12 protein-coding genes and 1 tRNA gene are annotated in these 21,449 nt (G+C 47.6%); 5 read left to right on the forward strand and 8 right to left on the reverse strand.

The window, feature by feature from the left end:
* Positions 1-4: 4 nt before the first annotated feature.
* A complete protein-coding gene (locus XMA127_RS07670; RefSeq protein ID WP_173484506.1) occupies positions 5-871 on the forward strand; it encodes a ribokinase in 867 nt (288 codons plus the stop codon).
* On the opposite strand, the gene recD is transcribed toward XMA127_RS07670, so the two are convergent.
* From recD to XMA127_RS12085, 7 genes are all read right to left on the reverse strand, one after another.
* A complete protein-coding gene (gene recD, locus XMA127_RS07675; protein ID WP_173484505.1) occupies positions 868-2,712 on the reverse strand; it encodes an exodeoxyribonuclease V subunit alpha in 1,845 nt (614 codons plus the stop codon). The two genes, XMA127_RS07670 and recD, sit on opposite strands and share 4 nt — an antisense overlap.
* The gene (gene recB / locus XMA127_RS07680; protein WP_173499077.1) at positions 2,699-6,367 is read right to left on the reverse strand and encodes an exodeoxyribonuclease V subunit beta; all 3,669 of its coding nucleotides are present in this window, start codon (positions 6,365-6,367) and stop codon (positions 2,699-2,701) included. Before recB ends, recD begins: the two co-directional genes overlap by 14 nt.
* On the reverse strand, positions 6,364-9,762 hold the full coding sequence (gene recC / locus XMA127_RS07685) for an exodeoxyribonuclease V subunit gamma (protein WP_173484503.1): 3,399 nt from the start codon (positions 9,760-9,762) through the stop codon (positions 6,364-6,366). Before recC ends, recB begins: the two co-directional genes overlap by 4 nt.
* Before the next feature lie 57 nt (positions 9,763-9,819).
* A complete protein-coding gene (locus XMA127_RS07690) occupies positions 9,820-10,557 on the reverse strand; it encodes a spermidine synthase (RefSeq protein WP_173484502.1) in 738 nt (245 codons plus the stop codon).
* Complete coding sequence (locus XMA127_RS07695) at positions 10,547-11,683, reverse strand: sensor histidine kinase (protein ID WP_173484501.1); 1,137 nt, start codon at positions 11,681-11,683, stop codon at positions 10,547-10,549. Before XMA127_RS07695 ends, XMA127_RS07690 begins: the two co-directional genes overlap by 11 nt.
* A gap of 36 nt (positions 11,684-11,719) precedes the next feature.
* On the reverse strand, positions 11,720-12,136 hold the full coding sequence (locus tag XMA127_RS07700) for a DsrE family protein (RefSeq protein WP_173484500.1): 417 nt from the start codon (positions 12,134-12,136) through the stop codon (positions 11,720-11,722).
* Positions 12,137-12,224: 88 nt separating this feature from the next.
* Positions 12,225-14,975 (reverse strand): CheR family methyltransferase, encoded by a 2,751-nt coding sequence (locus XMA127_RS12085; protein ID WP_371731519.1) that lies wholly within the window; start codon positions 14,973-14,975, stop codon positions 12,225-12,227.
* Positions 14,976-15,257: 282 nt separating this feature from the next.
* Here XMA127_RS12085 and XMA127_RS07710 point away from each other — a divergent pair.
* A tRNA-Val gene (locus XMA127_RS07710) sits at positions 15,258-15,334 on the forward strand.
* 245 nt (positions 15,335-15,579) lie between these two features.
* Positions 15,580-16,551, forward strand: coding sequence for a TauD/TfdA family dioxygenase (locus XMA127_RS07715; RefSeq protein ID WP_173480883.1), 972 nt, complete (start codon positions 15,580-15,582; stop codon positions 16,549-16,551).
* Between the two features lie 135 nt (positions 16,552-16,686).
* On the opposite strand, the gene uvrB is transcribed toward XMA127_RS07715, so the two are convergent.
* Positions 16,687-18,717 carry an excinuclease ABC subunit UvrB gene (uvrB, locus tag XMA127_RS07720; RefSeq protein ID WP_173482455.1) on the reverse strand — a complete coding sequence of 677 codons (2,031 nt, stop codon included), beginning with the start codon at positions 18,715-18,717 and terminating at the stop codon, positions 16,687-16,689.
* A 134-nt stretch (positions 18,718-18,851) separates the two neighbouring features.
* On the opposite strand from uvrB, the gene XMA127_RS07725 reads away from it, so the two are divergent.
* The gene (locus XMA127_RS07725) at positions 18,852-20,036 is read left to right on the forward strand and encodes a pyridoxal phosphate-dependent aminotransferase (RefSeq protein ID WP_173484498.1); all 1,185 of its coding nucleotides are present in this window, start codon (positions 18,852-18,854) and stop codon (positions 20,034-20,036) included.
* A 129-nt stretch (positions 20,037-20,165) separates the two neighbouring features.
* Positions 20,166-21,449, forward strand: coding sequence for a TolC family outer membrane protein (locus tag XMA127_RS07730; RefSeq protein ID WP_173499078.1), 1,284 nt, complete (start codon positions 20,166-20,168; stop codon positions 21,447-21,449).

The raw sequence follows: 21,449 nt of genomic DNA on the forward strand, positions 1-21,449 counted from the left end.
GTGAATGGCCATTTACAACCTAGGCTCAGTCAACATAGATTACTTCTACTCACTGCCCCACCTAGTTAGGCCGGGTGAAACACTCGCAGCCAATAACTTTACACAGGGGTTGGGTGGCAAGGGTGCAAACCAGAGTGTTGCCATTGCTAAAGCGGGTGGTCGCGTTAAGCATATAGGTGCGATGCACCCTGCAGATAAACGATACTTCGACCAATTAGAAGCGTTAAATATCGATACGACCCACCTATTTATGTCGGAAACGCCAACAGGTCATGGCATTGTTATGGTCGATGAAGAGTCGGCTGAGAATCAAATCCTTGTCTACCCAGGTGCTAACTTTGCTATTACCGAACAGATGGTAGATGAGGGCTTAAAGGATGCAACCGCGTCTGATTGGGCGCTCTGTCAAAACGAGACCTCGCAAACTGAACACTTCATGAAATGCGCAAAGGCTAAAGGGATGAAGCTCTGCTATTCAGCAGCCCCCTTCGACGCAGATAAGACCCTAGTGATGCTCCCGTTAATCAATATGTTGGTCGTCAATGAGATTGAGGCCAAGGATTTAGAGCGCGCATTGAACCGCCCGATTAAAGAGTGCGGCGTTGATCATATTCTAGTGACACTGGGTAGTCGTGGTGTTCGATATATAGGCTCAGAGGATGAGTTTATACTGCCCTCACCCACTGTCGACGCCGTTGATACGACCGGGGCCGGTGACACATTTCTGGGGCTTTTCCTCGCGCGCTATGACCAAACCGGGGATCTTAAAGCATCACTTCACTTTGCGGTTACCGGTGCGGCGATACAGGTGACACGCCCAGGGACAGCGGATGCTATTCCCTCTTTAGAAGAGATTGAATTAGCCCTTTAATCGGTTAAGCGATGATAAAGCCCACTGGCTCTATCGGTCTGCGTACTGATTGTCTGCTGTGTCACACTGCTGTTCATCTCGATAAGAGTAAATTGTGAACTGGCACGTGTAATGGCGGTGTAGAGAAGCTCTCTACTCAGTACAGGATTCGCTCGACTAGGTGACAGATACGCAACGTGCTTGAACTCCGAGCCTTGTGATTTGTGCACCGTCATGGCGTAAGCCGTCTCTACCGACTCTAAACGAAGGGGGTCGATCCATCGTACCGCATCTCCGCATTCGTTGATAAACGCCACACTAGGCTTGCCCTCTCGCTCTAAACAGACACCCACATCTCCGTTCGCTAGACCTACCGCGTAATCATTGGCAGTAACCATTACTGGACGGCCGATATACCACTCTTGACTCAGATCGATTAGCCCTTTTCTGGCTAATAGGGTCTCACAAATATGGTTAAGCGATTCAACACCCTCTGGTCCGCGACGCAGAGGGGTCAATAACCTAAAGTGGTCAAACAGCCTAAGCACCTCAAGTGGGTCGCAACATGGCTGAGTGAGTTTTCCTAAGTAGCTCGTATAACCCGGTATCTGTGGATCGCTACTTAAGACTCGATCAGCGATCTGCTGACGCAGGTCAGCTCCCGTTTGATAGTGAATATCGCTGTAGGTCTGTCGCCAAACAGCTTGGTAGTCAGTTAAAGACCCCTGGTTGACGGCCTTGGCTAGCTGACCAATGCCAGACTCACTGTTGAAGCGGTGACTGATTTTAAGTTGGCTAACAAAGCCTTCTGGGTTTGTATCACTCTCAACACGGCAGAGGTCTGCCAAGACAGAGCCTGCCTCAACTGAGGCTAACTGATCCTTATCGCCTAATAGAATAAGCTGTGTGCGATCACTCAATGCATCAAGCAGCGCATCGAATAGCTCAATATCCAACATGGATGCTTCATCTACAATCAACAGATCAACCGCCAAAGTATGCCCCTTATGATAACGATTTCTTCGACCAGCCGAAGAGACACCAATGAGTCGGTGGACCGTATCAACTTGAGCGTGTAACCCCTCTCCAAAACCTTCTGGAAGGCGCTCAAGTGCACTCCCAATTGAGGATGACAAACGTGCCGCCGCTTTGCCAGTTGGCGCTGCAAGTGCAATGTCAAAGGTATCACCATGGTCATCCGCTAGACGTTTAAGTAGCGCCAGCAATTTAACCACTGTCGTCGTTTTACCGGTACCTGGACCACCGGTAATAACTGAAAAACGCTTAATTGCAGACTTTGCACAGGCCTCTCGCTGCCAATCAATGCTGGCGTCATCGTTCGGAAACAGTTGGTTCAGATACTTTTCTAACGAGTCCGTGTTGCTGGAGGGTTTCGATAGACGCTGTTTTAACCGCTCTGCAACGCGAGACTCTACCTGCCACATGCGCCTTAAGTAGAGACGCTCATGATCAAATATTAGGGGGGTATTCTCATCGGGCAGGCCCATCAACGGACTCTGATGAACTGCGTCAAGCCACTCACTCTTTGTTAATTGCTTAAACAGCTCACTGGGTAAAGGTATACCGGCTAATTTTGCAAACTCCGGTGGAAGTGCCAGGTAACGATCAGGATCCTTATAGAGGGAGTGAACATCGACACAACTGTGCCCACGCCCTAGCTGATGACTGACTAAGACTAAGGCTAAACCCGCCCATGCCGATTGATTGTCATACAGTTCCGATAGGTGAAGTGCGAGTTCCATATCAATAGAACGAATCCAACCTGCTTCCAACCAAAGCTCTAAGATCTGATTTAGATTCAAATCAGTGTTTGAGTCAGACCATAATTCAACTTGCTGCACTGTCTGCTCCCTGTTTAAACAACTGATCCAAACGCTCGATCTGTTCATAGCTTGGCTTGATTACTAAACACCCCTCTCCCTCTGGCACGCCACGAAGATAGAGGTAGAGTGCCCCGCCCACTTTCTCATTAAATCCTTTGACTGGATTCTCTCTATATTCAACATCGCGGGCCAACAGCTGTCGATGCAGGGCGAGCAGGTAGATCATCAACTGCAGATCATAACGATGCTCCACCAACGCCTCTTGCATCTTGGACTCAGTGTAATAGGAGGCATCAGGTCCTAGCCAGTTGGATTTATAATCACATACCCAGTACTGCCCATTCACTTCAAATGTAAGATCAATGAACCCTTTTAACAGGCCATTGATCGTCTGCTGTTCCAATCTCGGCCGCTCTAACTCAGGATAGATTGACTCAATACAGAGCTGATCCAGTTCCGCGACAGAGAGATGATGGGCACTGAAGATAAACTCCATCTCAGCTTGGTAGTGAGATAAGCCTGCAAGTGTCAGCTCAAAGCCAAGAACAATGGGTGTGGTTAGCATCGATTCAAGCCATTGCTCTATCATCAATCCACTCTGATGCCATCGACTTGGCTGTTGCTCAATGCATACGGCACTCTTTATGAGTTCGGAATGGGTCGCGGTTTGAGAAAAACTCTGCTCTGCTGCTCGCTCTAATACTTCATGCAAAAAATTACCTGGAATCGCACCACGCTCAAAGGCGTGAATGGTTCCGGTCTTGGCTTGATCAAAGCGAATTAAATGATCGAACGGCTCCATTTCAGCAATCGATTGATCCAACAAATTCTCTTCGATCTTAGAGTCGACTGCATGAGATTGAGTGCGACTTGCGATGGCAGAGTAACTGGTCATCCACCAAGATTCACGATTAACGGGTAGAGATAAATGTTGGCATTCGGGTGAGAACAGACGATCCGTTTTAACCTCTCTTTGTTCAACTTGATCAGAGACCGATTCCAGAAAAACCCCATCTCGCTGGGTCACATTGAGAATGGCCTGACTGAGTGCGTCGTAGAGATCCTCTTTGGACGGTTTTTTAGGAAGTGCCTCGTTGATTCCAAGAAGGCTTGCCATTGCGGATTTCTCAAAACCGTCAACGGCACCCAAGCCTATCCAACAGGCATATTTTGCTCGAGTGAGTGCGACGTACATTAGCCGCACCTCCTCTTCAAGCATCTCCCGTTCACTGAATGGCTTCTCGTGTTTCTGAGTATCTTTATTCAGTTCTTGAACTTTTTGCCCATTAAGACGATAGGTTAAGCCCTTATCACTCACCTTTATGGACTGGCTGCTGACACCAAAGGGGATAAATACAATCGGATACTCTAGCCCTTTGGATTTGTGCATGGTGATGACTTGAACTCGCCCGGAGTCCGATTCCATGCGAATGAGCTGCTCCTCACCTGTACCGCTCGGATTGACGATCTGCTCGCCTAGGTAACGAATAATACCCAGCTCACCATCCACAACCGATACCTGTTTCTGAAGCAATTCAGCCAGGTGCAATAGATTCGTTAAACTTCTCTCTACCCTATTGCCTCGAGTCGCTCTCAATTTACGAGGTAGATCAAACTCGGTGATCAGAGCTCGAATGACGGCCGCAATATTAGTTCGCTTCCAGATCTGATTGAGCTCAACAAAGATCTGACTAATATCGACCCACTCAGACTCAGATTGATTCAGATGCAAGAGTTGGTCACGTGTTAAGCAGAGAACCGGCGAGGCTAACGCAGCCATGATTAACGATTTTGACCGTGGATGAGCTATAGCATTTAGAATTCGCCAAAGATCTTCCGCCTCTTGTGACTCAAACACACTCTCTTTATCAGACAGATAGACTGAAGAGATACCTGATTGATCGAGTGCTGTTCTTACCACTTTAGCTTCAGTGAAATTTCTCACTAGCACGGCAATATCGTCATGCTGTATAGGCTCATCACCCATTGATAGTTCGCCAGCATCTGACCGGTTCAGTAACGAGGCGATTTTGCTTGCGGTATGAGTGGCCAGCGCTTGATGATAACGAGGCTTATTAATGCACTCGCCATCGTCCAAGCAGAACAGATGTAGACCATCGAGCCTCTGATTATTTGAGGTTAGGCTGCTCTTTAAGCCGTTGGCGTTAACCGGATAAAACGGCAGATGATTCACACCATGGACGTCTCTGAAGAGAAAAGCCCCCTTCTCTTTGAGATCAGCATCGACAAAGAGTCCATTAACCGCAGAAATGACCGATTCACTCGAACGATAGTTGGTGCCAAGGGTATAGAGTTTATCTTGGCTCTCCTCTCTCGCCTCGAGATAGGTATGAATATCAGCCCCCCTAAAACTGTAAATGGCCTGTTTTGGATCTCCAATCATGATCCACGCGCAACCATCGACATTTCGATAAAGCGTACTGAATATACTGAACTGCAATGGGTCGGTATCTTGAAACTCATCAATCAACGCAACTGGATACTGTGCACGCACTCTGGAAGCTAAGTTACTCCCTAGTGGCCCTTTAAGCCCCCTCTCTAGAAGGACTAAAAGATCATCAAAATCGAGGGCACCTGTGCTCTCCTTGAGGGTTGTAAAACGCTCTGATACCCAGTCTAAGGCGTGCAGTAAAATGGGTTCGAGTTTTGGGCGACACTGAAGACGGTCTGTATAGGCAGAAAGTAGATCCACTGCTGGGTGATCAGGCAGAGGCTTGCCTTTGTTTAGTTTGCCTTCAAAGGTCAAATATTGAATCAATGAATCCGGACTGTCAGGCACCTCTCCATCAACGGCCCACTGTCGCATCGCCAGAAGCTGATCACTGAAACCAGGCTCTTTAACTCGCCCAGCATTAAAGTGTTTAGCCTCAAACTGGCCTCTCAGTGATGCTTCAATCTGATCAATATTGTCGCGCCAAATAGTCAGCAGTTTAGTGCTACAGCTCTCTAAGTCGTTAAGCCACTCATTGATGGACTGAGCGACAGTGCGAGGATCAACACTCTTATCAATAGGCTCCCCTTTCCAGTGCAGTTTGGCATCGCTTGACAGTGATCGATAGATCCAACTGTAGAGAGCCTCTGGTGACTTCAAGAGCATCCCTATCTGTTCAGCCACTCTGGGCTCTAACACTGAACAGTGAATACGCCAGTAATCTCGACACGCCTCTTCGAGTTGGGACAAGCCATCATCACCCAGTTGGAGATCAAACAGAGTATTAGAGTCGAACGCATGTGCTGTCAGCATGCGCTGCGCCCAACCATGAATGGTGAAAATTGCCGCTTCATCCATCCAGTCAGCGGCGCGTTCCAATTTCAATGCGCAGCCTTCCCACTCCTCAGGGGGATAACTCTGCATCAATGCAGAGGTAAAGTGATCGTCACTCTGCTCTAGTTCCCTAAACACCCGTGCTGTCGTGCTTAAGTTACTGCGAATACGGTCTCGCAATTCGAGAGTCGCGGCATTGGTAAAGGTTACGACCAAAATTTCGGGTGGTAGTAGCTCTCTTGTGAAAGCCTGATCGCCGCCATGACCAAGCACCAAGCGAACATAGAGGGCCGCCAAGGTATAGGTTTTACCAGTACCCGCACTCGCTTCGATCAAGGATGCGCCTGAGAATGGGAACTCTAGTGGGTTCAGTGGCATAGGAATCATCGGCTACCCTCGCGCCAAATATCACTGTAATCAATCAGTGGCGAGTAGAGGCGCGCCGCAAAATCCGCTAATCCAGCCTCTTTGATCTGTTCAAAACTCTCCCAGAGTTGAGCCAATTCAGGCTCACGTTGCCGTTCATTAAAGGTGAACTCACCCTCAAACTGAGTGGCAGCCTGTGACTCGCCCTTATTTAACAGAGCCAGCGAGGTTCTAGCCGCGATCGGTTTGGGGCTTTCAAGCATCTCTCGACGCGCTTGATCTAAGGCTTCAAGCAACCGGATCGCTTCATGAGACTCAACTACTCTAAGGTAGGTCACAGCATCAGGACCAATGAAATAAGTGGTCGTAGGCCCTAAGCAGGCATTTAAGAGAAGGTGTTTTGGCCAACTGCCCAACATGCGATCCTGTTTGACCGCTCCTTTCTCAATGGCTGCTCCGCTAAGCTCAACCACAGTGGCCCACTGCTTTTCTAGCTGGTAAAGAGCACCAGTTTCACCGGTAATAGTCGCACCACTCAACGCAAGATGAAGCTTAAGACTGTCCTGCTGCTGCCAGTCGTATCGATCGATGAGCCAATCAAGATGTCGACAGATCGATCCAAGGTGGCTCTTTATGGCCCTAACGGGTTTTTCCGCGTAACCACCCCAGGGCAAGGTGCCCAGATCTTTTAACCGATCGACAACAGATGCTATCTTGACCTCACGATCCTCTTTGTTGGGGTATCCGAGCAGTTCTAATGCCGCCGACTTGAGCAGATGATCATCAAGCTTAGAGATCACGAAGGGTTCACTCTCCTGTGACTGCTCTTTCGGGAGTGGCAGTGAGGTTCCAATCAGTGATTGATAGTAGTATCGAGCAGGCGCTTTGTAAAAACGATTGAGCTCGTCAATGGACAGCTGCGGATCTAGCTCAACCGATGCTGCAACCGAGCTCAGCTCTGAATCAGGCTGATGCACTGCCTGCCACTCATGGGCAAAGGTGTTTAAGGCAGAGTTTTGATCAAAATAGTCCTGTGCGAATGGCTGCAGAGGGTGCTTGTCGGTTAACAGGTCTAATACCGGTAGTGCCTTGTCAGGATTGACCCAATGCGCATCAATAAAATCACGTAGCTGAGCCACCAAGACCGAGGGGGGGCGTTCACTATTGTCCACCGCACTGCGCCCTACCCAACTGATTGAAAGCGACTCCCTCGCTGATAGCAAGGCTTCAAGAAAGAGGTATCGATCATCGTCCCTGCGAGAACGATCACCCGGTCTAAAGAGTGACGAGCGAGCCATTAAATCAAAGTCGTTTCTAACCTGGGGTCGAGGGTAAGCGCCGTCCTGCATACCCAGTAGATAGATCCGTTTAAAGGGAATCGCACGCATTGGCATGAGGGTCGCAAAAGTGACGCCGCCGGACATAAACCGACGGTTAAGATCGGGGGCATCCAAAGCATCAAGCAGAAGCTGACTGAACAGATGGAGCGGGACAGGTTCTGAAACCTCAGCTGAGGCGGATCGCTCCTGTATCGCCTTAAGTTCAGTCAACAGCGACGACTCAATCATCTGCTCATCAGGTTCGATGCAATCGAATATCTGCGTCATCAGGTGCTCGATTCGCTCCACCCACAGATCAAGTGTGTGGTGATTCTCGATAAAACTGGCCCACTCAGAGAACACCCTTAAGAGTTGCGCCAGCGATCCTACGGCATTGGCACTGACCCCTTTAACTGACGTCAGAGGCACCACGCCTTTGACCCCATCAGATTCGCCTAGTGCGTAACCGGTCAGCAATCGGCGCAGGCCAAACAACCAAGAGTTCTGCTCTATTCCAGTAGTGACACCCAATAGGGATCGATGTTGTGCATTTAATCCCCATCGAACACCCGCATCATTGATCCACTCTTGAAGTGTCGCTAAAGACTCAGTGTCAAATTGGAACTTACGCCGTATTGCGGGCACATCTAACAACTCAAATAGGACCGTAACGCCCATGCGTTGGGTGTTTAGTGTCAATAGACGCTCGAGCGCACCAATCATGGAGTGGGTTGAAGAGCGACTTTGATCACTAATGCTAAAGGGGATGAAGCGTTCATCACTGGTTGAAAGTCGGCCAAACACGCTTTCGATCTGAGCACGATAATCATCGACATTCGGTACCATCACCAAGATATCGCGTGGTCGCAAGCTTGGATCATCCCTCAACGCGCCGATCAATTGATTTTGCAGGATATCTACCTCACGTTGTGCGCTGTAAGCTTCAAAAAAACGCAAACTCTGATCACCACTGGCTAATACCCTAGGTTCGAACTGAGGTGACTCTAGCTCGAGTATGTCATGCTGTATTTGGTGCAACAAACTGTTAGGTGTGGCTTCATCTTCAAATAGATCGATTCGATTTAAACCAAACTGACTCTGGAAAGAGTGACTCTCATCATAGAGATCCAACAGACGAACAAAATCGCGCCCCTGTTTACCCCAGGCCGCTAGCAGTGGCTGGGATGGATGCTCAATGGCGAATAGATCCTCTGCAGGTTTTTCTAACTGTCTTCGATTCTTAGCCGTTAACAGGTCGCGACCATCAATGATATCGGCCCAGTAGTGCTTACAAGGATTAAGAACACAGAAAAGAATCTGGATATGCTGTGATAAGGCATCAATCGCCTCTAGGGCTTGTTTAGGCAGCGACGAGACGCCAAATATGATCAATCGTTTAGGCAGTTTTGTCCGATCAACATGACCTTCTGAGCAGATTTGCAAAAAGCGTTGGTGTACAACAGGACGAGAGAGTGATTGTTCTAAACCCAAATCGTCACAGATGAATTGCCATAAAAGCGACTGCCAGCAATCATCCGCCGCAAGGGGTAATGAACGATTTTGGGCGTCAGTAACCTGCTCACCACCCTCTGCCCAATGGTTCAGCCAATCGCCACGATAGATCTGATATTGATCGTAAAGATCCGCCAACTGCTGTGCCAACTGCCAACGCCTCTGTTGATCAGAGTCGTCCTTCAGAAACTGAAGGAGAGGTTCGAAAGGTGCGGTTTGAGGTAAGCGATTGAGTAATCTGAATAGACGCCAGCTTAAGCGTGGTTTATCAAATGGAGAGACTTTAGGAACGGCTTCTTCACCCAGTACCGCTCGATAAGCGCGCCAGATAAACATAGAGGGTAGAGAGAATTGGATGTTAGCGGCAATACCCACACCGCCCTGCTCTCTATCTTCAGCTAGGGCAAACTTAATCCACTGTCCAATACCGTTGCTTTGAACCAGCATCTCCTCTTTATCGAAAAGATCCAGAGGATGATTGGCAAGCCACTCAACCAAGACTGATTTCAGAGTCTCTTGACGGTTTGAGTGAAGCATAACCAAACCCGGTTCTGGTCGGTTTTGACTGGCGTATGACTGATCCATTCACTCTCCCTGATTAAGATCTCCCATTGTCTCAATCAGGATAGAAAAAACAAGCATTTAGACGATTTGTCTGACTCGTTTAGCGATGGTGTTTACAGCAAAGCCAGCACGTGAACTCAGCTCTTTAATCCGACTCTTCATCTGAGAGCTGCTAACATCAACGGGCCCGTTCGTCGCAAAAAGAACCCAGTTACCATCGCCCGTAGTACAACTAAAAAGAGTATCGAATCGTTCACGCAGCCTGTCTAAAATCTCCACTTCACGATGATCACTCCAACAGTTAAGCACCAACCAACCCTTTTGACTTAATCGTGCCACTGCCGCATCGATAAACACCGCTTCAACTTGAATCTCATTTAATCCCTCAGAGGTGTATAAATCCGCAGTGATCAGATCAAACTTACGTTTTACTGGTCTTTGCAGATATTCATAGGCATCAGACACCTCAATGTTGATTCGTTTAGACCGAGGCAGATAGAAGTAGCTGTGAGCAACCTCAACCACCTCAGGACTGATCTCAACAATCTCCTGTTTCACATTTGGCAAAATGGAGTGAAGCGCCCCATTCAGAGAGCCAGCTCCCAAACCTAGCGAGAGAGCACGGTTAGGAGAAAGATATAGAAGAGGATAGATCATCGCCCTTATAAAGGCATATTGAGGCACTTCTGGAGACTGTTTAAGGATACAGCTCTGCTCATCGGTTTCACCAAAGCTCAAATAGCGACAGTTTCCATCATCCAAAACAATGACAGTGCCAAACTCATCATGGCCGCGATAGATCTCTTTAGGCAGCATGACAACGATAGATCACGGTAGTACCTATGCCCAACTGACTGTCTAGCGTTAATTCAGCATTGTGTTGTCGTGCAATACCCTGCGCCAAACTCAACCCCAACCCTAATCCAGATCCAATAGATCGCGTGGTATAGAAGGGATCAAAGGCTCTCGCTCTCTGCTCATCACTCATGCCAACACCGCTGTCTTTAACCGATATCTCTATCTCACCACCCACTAAGCGACCTTGTATCCTGATCGTGCTCACCTCTTGAGACGCCAACACAGCATTCTCTATTACAGCGGCAAACATCTTCTCTAACTGTTTTGGATCGGCCACAACAAACAAGGCTTCAGGAAGCGACAATGTAGCTCCTTTAGGTAGAAGCTGAGTCAGCAAACTATTCAGATCAACAGACTGTCGCTGCAAACCCTGTTCGGAGTTGAATCTGAGTAACCCCTCGACTATCGATTGTATTCTGGTTACCCCCTGCAGTGACTCACGGGAAACCTCTTCGAGTTCATCAATCAATTCAGAGAAGTGGTGCCTGTTAAACCAATCTCTTAACTGAGGCAAGCTGGTCTCAGAGGAGTTAAGCAGCTCATTCAGTGTTGATAGTAGTGATGTTTGACTCGAAACATAATCCAAATTAGATCGCACAAACGCTAAGGGGTTATTGATCTCATGTGCCGCCCCGCTGGCTAGCTGTGCTACAGAGGAAAGCTTTTCAGCGGCAATGCGTTGCTCATTAATGGTTAGCAACTGCTGTCTAAGCAGAATATTTCGCTGCCCAACGGACAAGCGAGCCGCTAGCTCATCACGATTAATCGGTTTGGTTACGTAATCATCGGCCCCTGAAGAGAGACCATCAACAAGACTGGTTGTCTCGTCTCGACTGGTTACAAGAATGATGTGATTTGCTAGATGGGGATAAGCTAAGCGTATCTTTTCACAGAGGTCTGGGCCTGACAGACCTGGCATCTCCCAATCGAGTAGTAGTAGAGAGGGAGTGAGCCCATGTGATTGAATGTGCTCCCACAACTGGTCACCGGTTTCAAAAACACTAGGGTTATGGCCAATTTGTCTGGCTACAAATTCAAGCTGCGCCCTAAACGTTGGGCTGTCATCAGCAATCAGAAGCTGCATGTGAAATCTCAATAGAGGGGCCGAAGCCCCTTAGCGTTAAGGGCGTAAGTAAGCATAACCCTCTTTCTGAAGCTCCATCAAACGCACGACGCCAGAGGGTACTTTTTTGGCTTCACTCAGCAACACCAAATCCTTGCCAGCTTTCTTGCTCATTTTTGTATAAGTGTTATTACACGCCGAAAACTTGAAACTCTCATCCATACCTAGAGTTTCCAGACGCTCTTTTACCGGCGAATTTTCAAGATACATGTTTAAACCAGGGCCATAGGCAACCAGTTCAACAATCACATCATCACCTTTCGCTGAATAGTAAGCTTTAACATTTTGCGCATTGTTTAGTGCTAAGTTCATTACTTTAGGATCGTTTTCATCAACATGAATTGCGAGACGTTGAGTGTCAGCGAACGCTGAAGTTGAAACTAAAGCTGCAGCGAGTAGAAGTGTTTTTTTCATGGTAAAACCCTGTTTTTTTTAGTTATAAAAAAGCCCCGGCACTGCCGAGGCTTTCATTTTTAGAATCATAGGGTTAATTAGTCAAGCACTAGTCAATAACCCTAATGATTGAAGTGATGATATCGTGCTCATGGGCATCAACCTCTTCACGTTTAGCAACGTCATGAACTTTGACGATTGAGCCATCTCGACGTTTGATCTTGTAGGTCATGTCCCAGCCTTGCGTCTCACTGTCCTTGTAGTGATTAGCGACACGCTCCCTATCACCATGATCAACGATATCTAGGAAGGTTTCAGAATCTCTTAAGAGAACATCAGAGTTACGCATTGTGATCTGCTCTAAGCGCTGAGATACATGCAGGATCTTTGCAAAGCCTGGTGCTAGGATCATAACGCCTTCTGAAATAACTTTACCGACCTCATTTAACATGGCATCTACGAGAGAGGCATGATCAATCGATTCACTCAATTTGGTGGTTTCGGTAAAGGTCAGTACAGCACCCGAAATAATTCCTTGATCACGGCGATATGGGCTGATGTTCATAAGGTATTTTTCACCCTTACTTTCCAACTCCCGGCGCACAGGAGAGCCTGTCTGGATGACATTATCCAGAAGCTTTTCAAAATCTGGAACATCAATGTGACGAGGCAGCTTAGTCAACTTATGGCCTACATCGTCCGGCAAAATACCGAAGAGTCGAACGGCTTGCGGTGTGAATCGAGCGACGCGATGATCAGTATCCACCACGATCAAACCCATATCCAATGAACGCTGAATATTCACTAGGGTTTCATTACTGTCAGTCAACAGAATCGATTTAGCCTGTAACTCGTCGTTAACGGTAGTTAACTCTTCGTTGGTGGCTTGCAACTCCTCGTTAGTCGTTTCCAACTCTTCATTAGAAGCCTGCAGCTCCTCGGTCGACGCTTGCAGCTCTTCATTTAGAGCCTGAAGCTCTTCATTTGATGTCTCAAGCTCTTCAACAACAGCCTGAAGGTGATCGCGAGTACGTTGTAACTCCTCTTCTAACTCTTCAACCACTCCCGCATCCGCAGAAGCCTTAGGTGGATTATCGGTGCTGACGGCAGGAGTCTCTACAATACGGTTGAAACTCATGAGGTAGGCCTGAGTTTCACTGATGTTATCAACCACGCGTTGAACCGAAATATTAACGGTAGAGGTAACATCATCAGGAAACTTAAATCGCACGATGTGATCAATTTTGTCCTGCTCGCCACGGGAGACCCTATTGATCAAAGCGCGAACCTCGGTCTGTATCTGAGGATGTGACAGACTGACTATGTCAAAGTTAGCTTTACCTGGATTGATTTTTAGGTAGGGAGAGATATCCCCAAAGTACTTAATTGGTTGGAACTGATCACTCAACTGGATACTAGGAGGGGCAAAACTGTCGATCAGTGCTGAAAAGACCTTCTCCTCTATCCGGTGAGCTGGCGTTGGATTATTGGTGTTTTTTAATGACTGAACCGTATTGTTAATACCTTTCACCAATGCACCAGAGAAGCGACCATAAGAGACGGCACCTGGTTTACGCTTGTAGAGCTTGTTCGATTTATCTACAAAATCGAACAGTTTGTCACCCGTTGAACCTATGGATTCAGACTTTCCTAAGAATAGGTAGCCACCAGGGTTAAGAGCGTAGTGGAAATTATTGACCAACTGATCCTGCAGAGGGTTATTCAAATAAATCATTAAGTTACGGCAACTTACAAGATTCATTCTGAGGAAAGAGGGGTCTTTTACTAGATCATGCCTAGCAAACATACACATGTCTCTAACCCACTTTTTAATCCGATACTTATTAGCCTCTAGATCAAAATAGGTACTTAACACTTCAGGTGTAAGGTTTTCTACCGCAGCATCGACATAGACACCCTGCCTAGCGACATCTAGATTGAGCTCGTTGATATCAGTAGCAAAGATTTTAACGTTAAATCCTCTTAGAGTTGCCCCTAGACGCTCCGCCAACATAATGGCGATGGTGTAGACCTCTTCACCGGTAGCACAAGCAGGAACCCAAATACGAATGGAACCACTCTGTTCTGCTTGTTTAATGATGTTATCAAGAACTTTACCAAGTGCTTCAAACGCCTCTTCATCACGAAAGAAGCTGGTGACAGAGATCAGAAAGCTACGCTGAACTACCTCCAACTCATCAGGGTCTTTGTCTACATGCGCAAAATAATCATCGATAGAGTTGAGCCTTAACGCTGACATACGGCGCTGAAGTTGGCGCTCAAGCGTTGCGCGTTTGTATTGACGGAAATCCAGGCCAGTCTCTGTCAAAATACGCTCAATAAGAGTGTCGACTGAGACAACCGTCTCTTCATCTTTACCAACAGACTTCAACACCTCAGGACGGTGGTGACTGTCGGATAGGTAATTAGCAATCTCTTCTGGGGAAAGGATTAGATCAGCCAAACGCGCACGGATCGCTGAATTTGGCATGCCATTGTACTTAGCCGTATCCGGTTGTTGAGCAATCGTAATACCACCTGCATCACGCACTTCACGGAATCCCTGCGTACCATCAGAGCCGGTACCCGAGAGAACCACGGCAATGGATCGGCTTCCGTAGTTGATAGCTAGCGATTTAAATAGCTTATCGATAGAGGGCTTAGCACCCACATCATCAGAAGGTAACGAGATATGTAATCGACCATCAACCACTGAGATATCGGTATTGGGAGTATTAACGTAGACAGTGCTGGGTTTAATCTCGACCCCATCTTCAGCGCCAACCACTTCGTAATCACAGTTTTTAGAGAGCAACTCAACCAACAGACTGCGATGCTGAGGCGCCATATGCTGGGCAATAACAAAGGCTAAATGTTATTGGGTTGGGAGCTTCTTAGAAGGGCTGTAATCGCCTCAAGGCCACCAGCAGATGCCCCCAAAGCTACAACAATTAAACCATCAGACAACTCGGCAGGTCGCCGAGAATCATTCACATTATCCAAAACAGACCTCTAGTATCAGTGTTTATAGATTCAGAATAGTTGAATCATGTAAAAAAGGGAAAGTTATAAAAAAATAATCTGCATCCATCACTTTACTACTTGCAGAATAAATTTCACACCATAAAATACGCAGCCAAATACGACCGTAGCTCAGTTGGTTAGAGCACTACCTTGACATGGTAGGGGTCGGCAGTTCGAATCTGCCCGGTCGTACCAGACATTAAGCCTCGCATCAGCGGGGCTTTTTTGTGCTCTTCTGTTGGAGTCTTATCGAAGATGAGACGATACCCTATCGCGGCCTTTTCAAGACCGCTCCAACTTATACCCCATACAAAAGTTGAATATTGTTATAGACTTAAACAATCATAATTGTAACAGCAGTTATTTCTAATACTTGGCCTAATCTATTGGCCTTAGCTTTATCACAATAATTAATACTATTTCGTACAGAGGAATTTAGAGTGTCAGTCATTCTTAAAGAGAAATTCGAAGGCCCATCAGCTTGGAAAGGCAAAGATATAAAAGATGATGGATCTTGGATCTACCACTGGTCCGATGAGTCAATCGCCATTCTTGAAAAAGGACTTGCCGCAGTCAAAGCGAAAGGCCTAACTACACCTAACTTCACTAAAGAAGATTTCCCGATCACCGAGCTTGCGGAAGAGATCAACTACTTCAATACCGAGCTTGAGGATGGCAAAGGCTTCATACTTATCCGCGGCCTACCTATTGAGCGTTACACTGACGAAGAGACCGCAATTATCTACTACGGCCTTGGCCTTCATATGGGTATCCCTGTATCACAGAACATCAAAGGCGATATGATCGGCCACGTGAAAGATATCGGTGCAAAAGATCCTAAATCGGTCCGTGTTTATGAAACCAATGAGTATCTACCCTACCACGCAGACCTCTCTGACGTTGTCGGACTATTAAGTCTTCGCAAAGCCAAATCCGGCGGCATGAGCAGCTTGTCTAGCGCCATTACTCTTTTCAATGAGATTCAAGAAAACCATACCGAGTACCTTGGCCTGTTGCACCGCCATTTCCTAATGGAGCACATCAATAATGGTGATGCCGGCCCGGTACCAATTTTCAGTTACTACAAAGGCAAACTGAGTGCGATGCATCTGCGCCAGTACATTGAAATTGCACAAGAGAAAGCTGGACTGCCACTGTCACCAGTAGAGGTAGAAGCCTTTGATCTGGTTGATTCGATCTTGAATGACCCCGATATCCGCTTGGATATGATGATGGAACCGGGTGATATTCAGTTTGCTAATAACTATACAATTTTCCACTCTCGTACTGGCTTTGAAGATTACGAAGAGGAAGATAAGAAGCGTCATCTCCTACGACTTTGGCTGAAGATGCCGAACGCACGAGAGTGTGCACCTGACTTCCCTGGTAAAGAGGGTATCGCTAAGCGATAGTCGGTCTCTGTGTTATAAAAACCTCGCTTTTGCGGGGTTTTTTATTGGTTGTTGGAGTCTTGTCGAAGATGAGATGATTAACCCATCGCGGCCTTTGCAAGACCGCTCCAACAGACCGATCCAATATTTTAGAGGCTAGTCTTGTCCGGTATCGATTGCCGAGTGCTTCAACTGCTCTAGCTGATCGCGCAACTGAGCCGCCTTCTCAAACTCCAAGTTCTTAGCGGCTTCATACATTTTATCTTCCAATGTCGACAACGCTTTAGAGAGCTCTTTAGGCGACATCGCTTTGGCAGAGAGTTGGTACTCTGGCGTTGGTTCAGCCGCTTTACGAGCTGACTGTTTACCCACCTTCTTACCAGGAATGGTTGCCCCTTCCATGATGTCAGCAACGGACTTCTGAATACCTTTTGGCGTAATGCCGTGCTCTTCGTTGAATGCGATCTGCTTTTCACGACGGCGTGCGGTTTCATCCATCGCGCGCTGCATAGATCCGGTAATTCGGTCGGCATAGAGAATCGCACGACCATTTACATTACGCGCGGCCCGCCCAATGGTCTGAATCATAGAGGTATCCGATCGTAAGAAGCCCTCTTTATCGGCATCAAGAATCGTCACTAGAGAGACCTCCGGCATGTCGATACCCTCACGCAGCAGGTTGATACCAACAAGTACATCAAACTCCCCTATTCGAAGATCTCGTATGATCTCAACACGCTCCACGGTATCGATATCAGAGTGTAAATAGCGCACTTTGACATCATGTTCCGCTAGATACTCTGTTAAATCCTCGGCCATCCGCTTAGTCAGCACAGTTACAATAACTCGCTCACCTTTAGCGACGGTTTTCCGTACCTCCCCAAGCAAGTCATCGACCTGCGTTTGAGCCGGCCTCACTTCAACCACTGGATCGACTAAGCCCGTCGGTCTAACCACCTGCTCAACAATCGCTTGAGCATTAGCCGCTTCATATTTGCTGGGCGTGGCAGAGACAAAAATCATTTGGGGCGCTAGATGCTCCCACTCTTCAAACTTAAGCGGTCGGTTATCTAGCGCTGAGGGTAAGCGGAAACCGTACTCAACCAGCGTCTCTTTTCGTGAACGGTCACCACGATACATAGCACCCAACTGCGGAACGGTGACATGAGACTCATCGATCACCAACAACGCATTATCTGGAAGGTACTCGAACAGTGTCGGTGGCGGTGCACCGGCAGGCTTGCCTGACAGGTAACGCGAGTAGTTTTCAATACCTGAGCAGTAACCTAGCTCGAGGATCATCTCAATATCATAGAGCGTGCGTTGCTCTAACCGCTGCGCCTCCACCAACTTGTTGTTGTCGCGAAGCTGCTTGAGCCTCTCTCGCAACTCCTCTTTGATATGCTCGACCGCCTCAAGCAGTGTCTCGCGCGGAGTAACATAGTGGGTTTTAGGGTAGACCGTTGCACGCGGCACGCGACGCAATACTTCACCGGTTAACGGATCAAACCAGGCGAGCTCCTCAATCTCATCGTCAAACAGTTCAATGCGAAGCGCATCACGATCCGATTCTGCTGGGTAGATATCGATCACATCCCCTCGGACGCGATAGGTACCACGGTGCAAATCAATATCGTTTCGTGTGTATTGGAGCTCCGCCAGTCGACGCAGTAACCCGCGCTGATCAATTCGATCGCCCCGGTCTAAATGGAGCATCATCGCCAAATAGGATTTAGGGTCACCCAAACCGTAAATGGCTGAGACGGTGGCCACGATGATGGCATCGTCTCGCTCTAACAGAGCCTTGGTTGCAGAGAGTCGCATCTGCTCAATGTGATCGTTAACCGACGCATCTTTCTCGATGAAGGTGTCCGACGATGGAACATAGGCCTCAGGTTGGTAGTAGTCGTAGTAGGAGACAAAATACTCTACCGAATTATTTGGAAAAAACTCCTTAAATTCACCGTATAGCTGGGCCGCTAGGGTTTTGTTGTGCGCCAATATGATCGTAGGTCGTTGAACTTCAGCAATGACGTTGGCAACGGTAAAGGTCTTACCCGAACCGGTCACACCCAATAGAGTCTGCGACGCAAGACCCGACTCCAAACCATCCACTAGGCCAGCAATCGCCGTTGGCTGATCCCCTGCAGGTTCAAATTTGGATGAGACTTTAAACGGAGTTTTCATTCATCAGACCTAAAATATTAAAAAACGCGGAGTTATAAGGGTTTCAGGGGATTATAACGGAACTCAAACTCCTATATAATGTGCAACGCTTTATAAAAGCCACACGAACATTTCGTTTTTTGAGGATATTTCGATTGGACGTTCGACTCTCTAACCGCGTCAACAACATTAAGCCGTCACCTACTCTGGCTGTCACTAACCGTGCTGCTGAGCTTCGTGCTGCTGGTCAAAACATTATTGGCCTAGGTGCAGGTGAACCTGACTTTGATACTCCTGAACACATCAAAGCCGCTGCTATTGCAGCCATTAACAAGGGTATGACCAAATACACCGCTGTCGATGGTACACCAGCGCTTAAAAAAGCGATTATTGAGAAGTTCTCAAAAGACAACGGTCTCTCTTACGAGCCAAACCAGATTCTAGTCTCATCAGGCGGTAAACAGAGCTTTTTCAACCTATCACTGGCACTGATCAATGAAGGTGATGAAGTGGTTATCCCAGCACCCTACTGGGTCTCTTACCCTGATATGGTTCTGGTCTCTGACGGTGTGCCGGTCATTGTTCCAACGACTCAGGAACAGCGTTTTAAAATGACTGCTGAGCAGTTAAAAGCGGCTCTAACGGACAAAACTCGTCTTGTTGTTATTAACAGCCCTTCAAACCCAACAGGCGTTGCTTACACGCTTGATGAGCTGAAAGCACTAGCTGACGTACTGAAAGAGTACCCAGAGGTTCTGATTGCGACGGATGATATGTATGAGCACATTCGTTTTAATGACCAACCTTTTGTGAACATTCTTAATGCAGCACCAGAGCTTTACGATCGCACCATCGTATTAAACGGTGTCTCTAAGGCCTACTCAATGACTGGCTGGCGTATCGGTTATGCCGCAGGTCCCGCTAAACTTATCGGTGCAATGAAAAAGGTGCAGTCGCAATCGACATCTAACCCTTGTTCGATTGCACAGGAAGCGGCCCGTGCTGCACTGGAAGGCGATCAGGGTTGTGTTGCTGAGATGGTTGTTGCTTTCAAAGAGCGCCATGAATTTGTCGTTTCAGAACTGAACAAAATCGAGGGTGTTGAGTGCATCCCTGCCGATGGCACTTTCTACGCATTCCCAAGCTTCCAAGGTGTCATCGATGCACGTTCAGACATCAACGATGATATTGAACTGGCTGAATACCTACTTCAGGAAGCCGGTGTCGCACTGGTACCTGGTTCTGCATTCGGCGCGCCGGGCAATATGCGCCTCTCCTTTGCAACTAGCAAAGAGATACTGGCCGATGCGATTGAGCGAATCGCGAAAGCACTCGCCTAATCAGGTCTAACTGAACTACACTAAACCGGATCTCGTATCCGGTTTTTTTATGTACAGACCTTTGTTATTAATTTAGAAGTTGCTAATATAGCCTTCAATGACCATTTAACGAATTTAACAGGATCTTTTATGAACGCTCGCTTTGCAAAGCAGTCACTTGCGATTTCGATTGCCACCCTGATTTCAGCGTCAACACAGGCTGGTGTTTTGACCGATCTTTACAACAGCGCCCTTAAAAATGACGCCTCTTACCAAGAGAGTCGCGCATCTGCACTAGCAACAGAGACTGGGTATGACATCGCACTGTCTAATCTCTACCCAACGGTTGGTATGACCGCTACTCGATCTACATCGAACCCTTCAGGCAACTCTTCTACGACTAAAGGCATGACTCTGACGATCGATCAGACTCTTTTCAGTATGCCCGCTTGGTACGGTTATAAAGCAGCCAATCAGCTGCCAGAGATCACTCAGCTCTCTATAGAGGCTGCTGATCAGGGCTTGATGTTCCGCCTTGTCTCGACCTATCTTGGTGCTCTTAAAGCCAAAAACGGTCTAGAGGTCGCTGAAGCGCAGGAGCGCGCACTAAAACGCCGTCTAGATCAGGTGAACGCACAGTTCGAAGTGGGCTTAATTGCGATTACCGATGTGCTAGAAGCTCGCGCCTCTTATGATGATGCGCGCGCATCCCTGTTTACAGCACAGAGCGGTGTCGAAAGTGCTCTCGATTCGTTGGAGAAGATGACGGGCGTTAGCAGTGTCGATCTTAAGAAGATTAAAGCGAGTTACCCTATCGAGGGCATTACTGAAGGGTCAGAATCAGAGTGGGTAGAGAAAGCGTTGGCGGGTAATATCGCCCTTCGTCTGAAGAAATTGTCAGAGATTTCAGCCGGCTATGAAGCAGAAGCCTATGCATCTGCTCACCTGCCAACTCTATCATTCCGTTACAACGCACTGAGCGGTGATACTGCTTATGAAACACGTGGTGATTACAACACATCACTAACGCTAAGCATTCCGATCTTTAGCGGTTTTGAAACGACTGCGAACCAAGACAAGTACGCCTACAAACACACCGAAGCACTTTTCGCTTACGAAGGTGAAGTTAAAACGGTTAAAGCCGACACCCGCAAATTACTGCGTGACATCGAAGCGATTGTTAAAACCGTTGAAGCTCGCAAAGTCGCACTGGAATCTCGTGAAAAAGCTCTAGAAGCAACTTCACAAGGGTTTGAAGTCGGCACACGTAACATCGTTGATGTACTTAACGCTGAAACCGCACTCTACGCTGCTAAAACAGACTACGCTGAAGCGCGTATCGATCATATCGCGCTTGTCACAGAAATGAAATCTACTCTAGGTACACTTAGCCCTGCAGACATTGAGTCTCTTGATAGCTGGCTAGAAGGTTAA

Origin of the sequence: Marinobacterium sp. xm-a-127 (assembly GCF_013283425.1) — a bacterium.
Lineage (GTDB): Bacteria > Pseudomonadota > Gammaproteobacteria > Pseudomonadales > Balneatricaceae > Marinobacterium_E.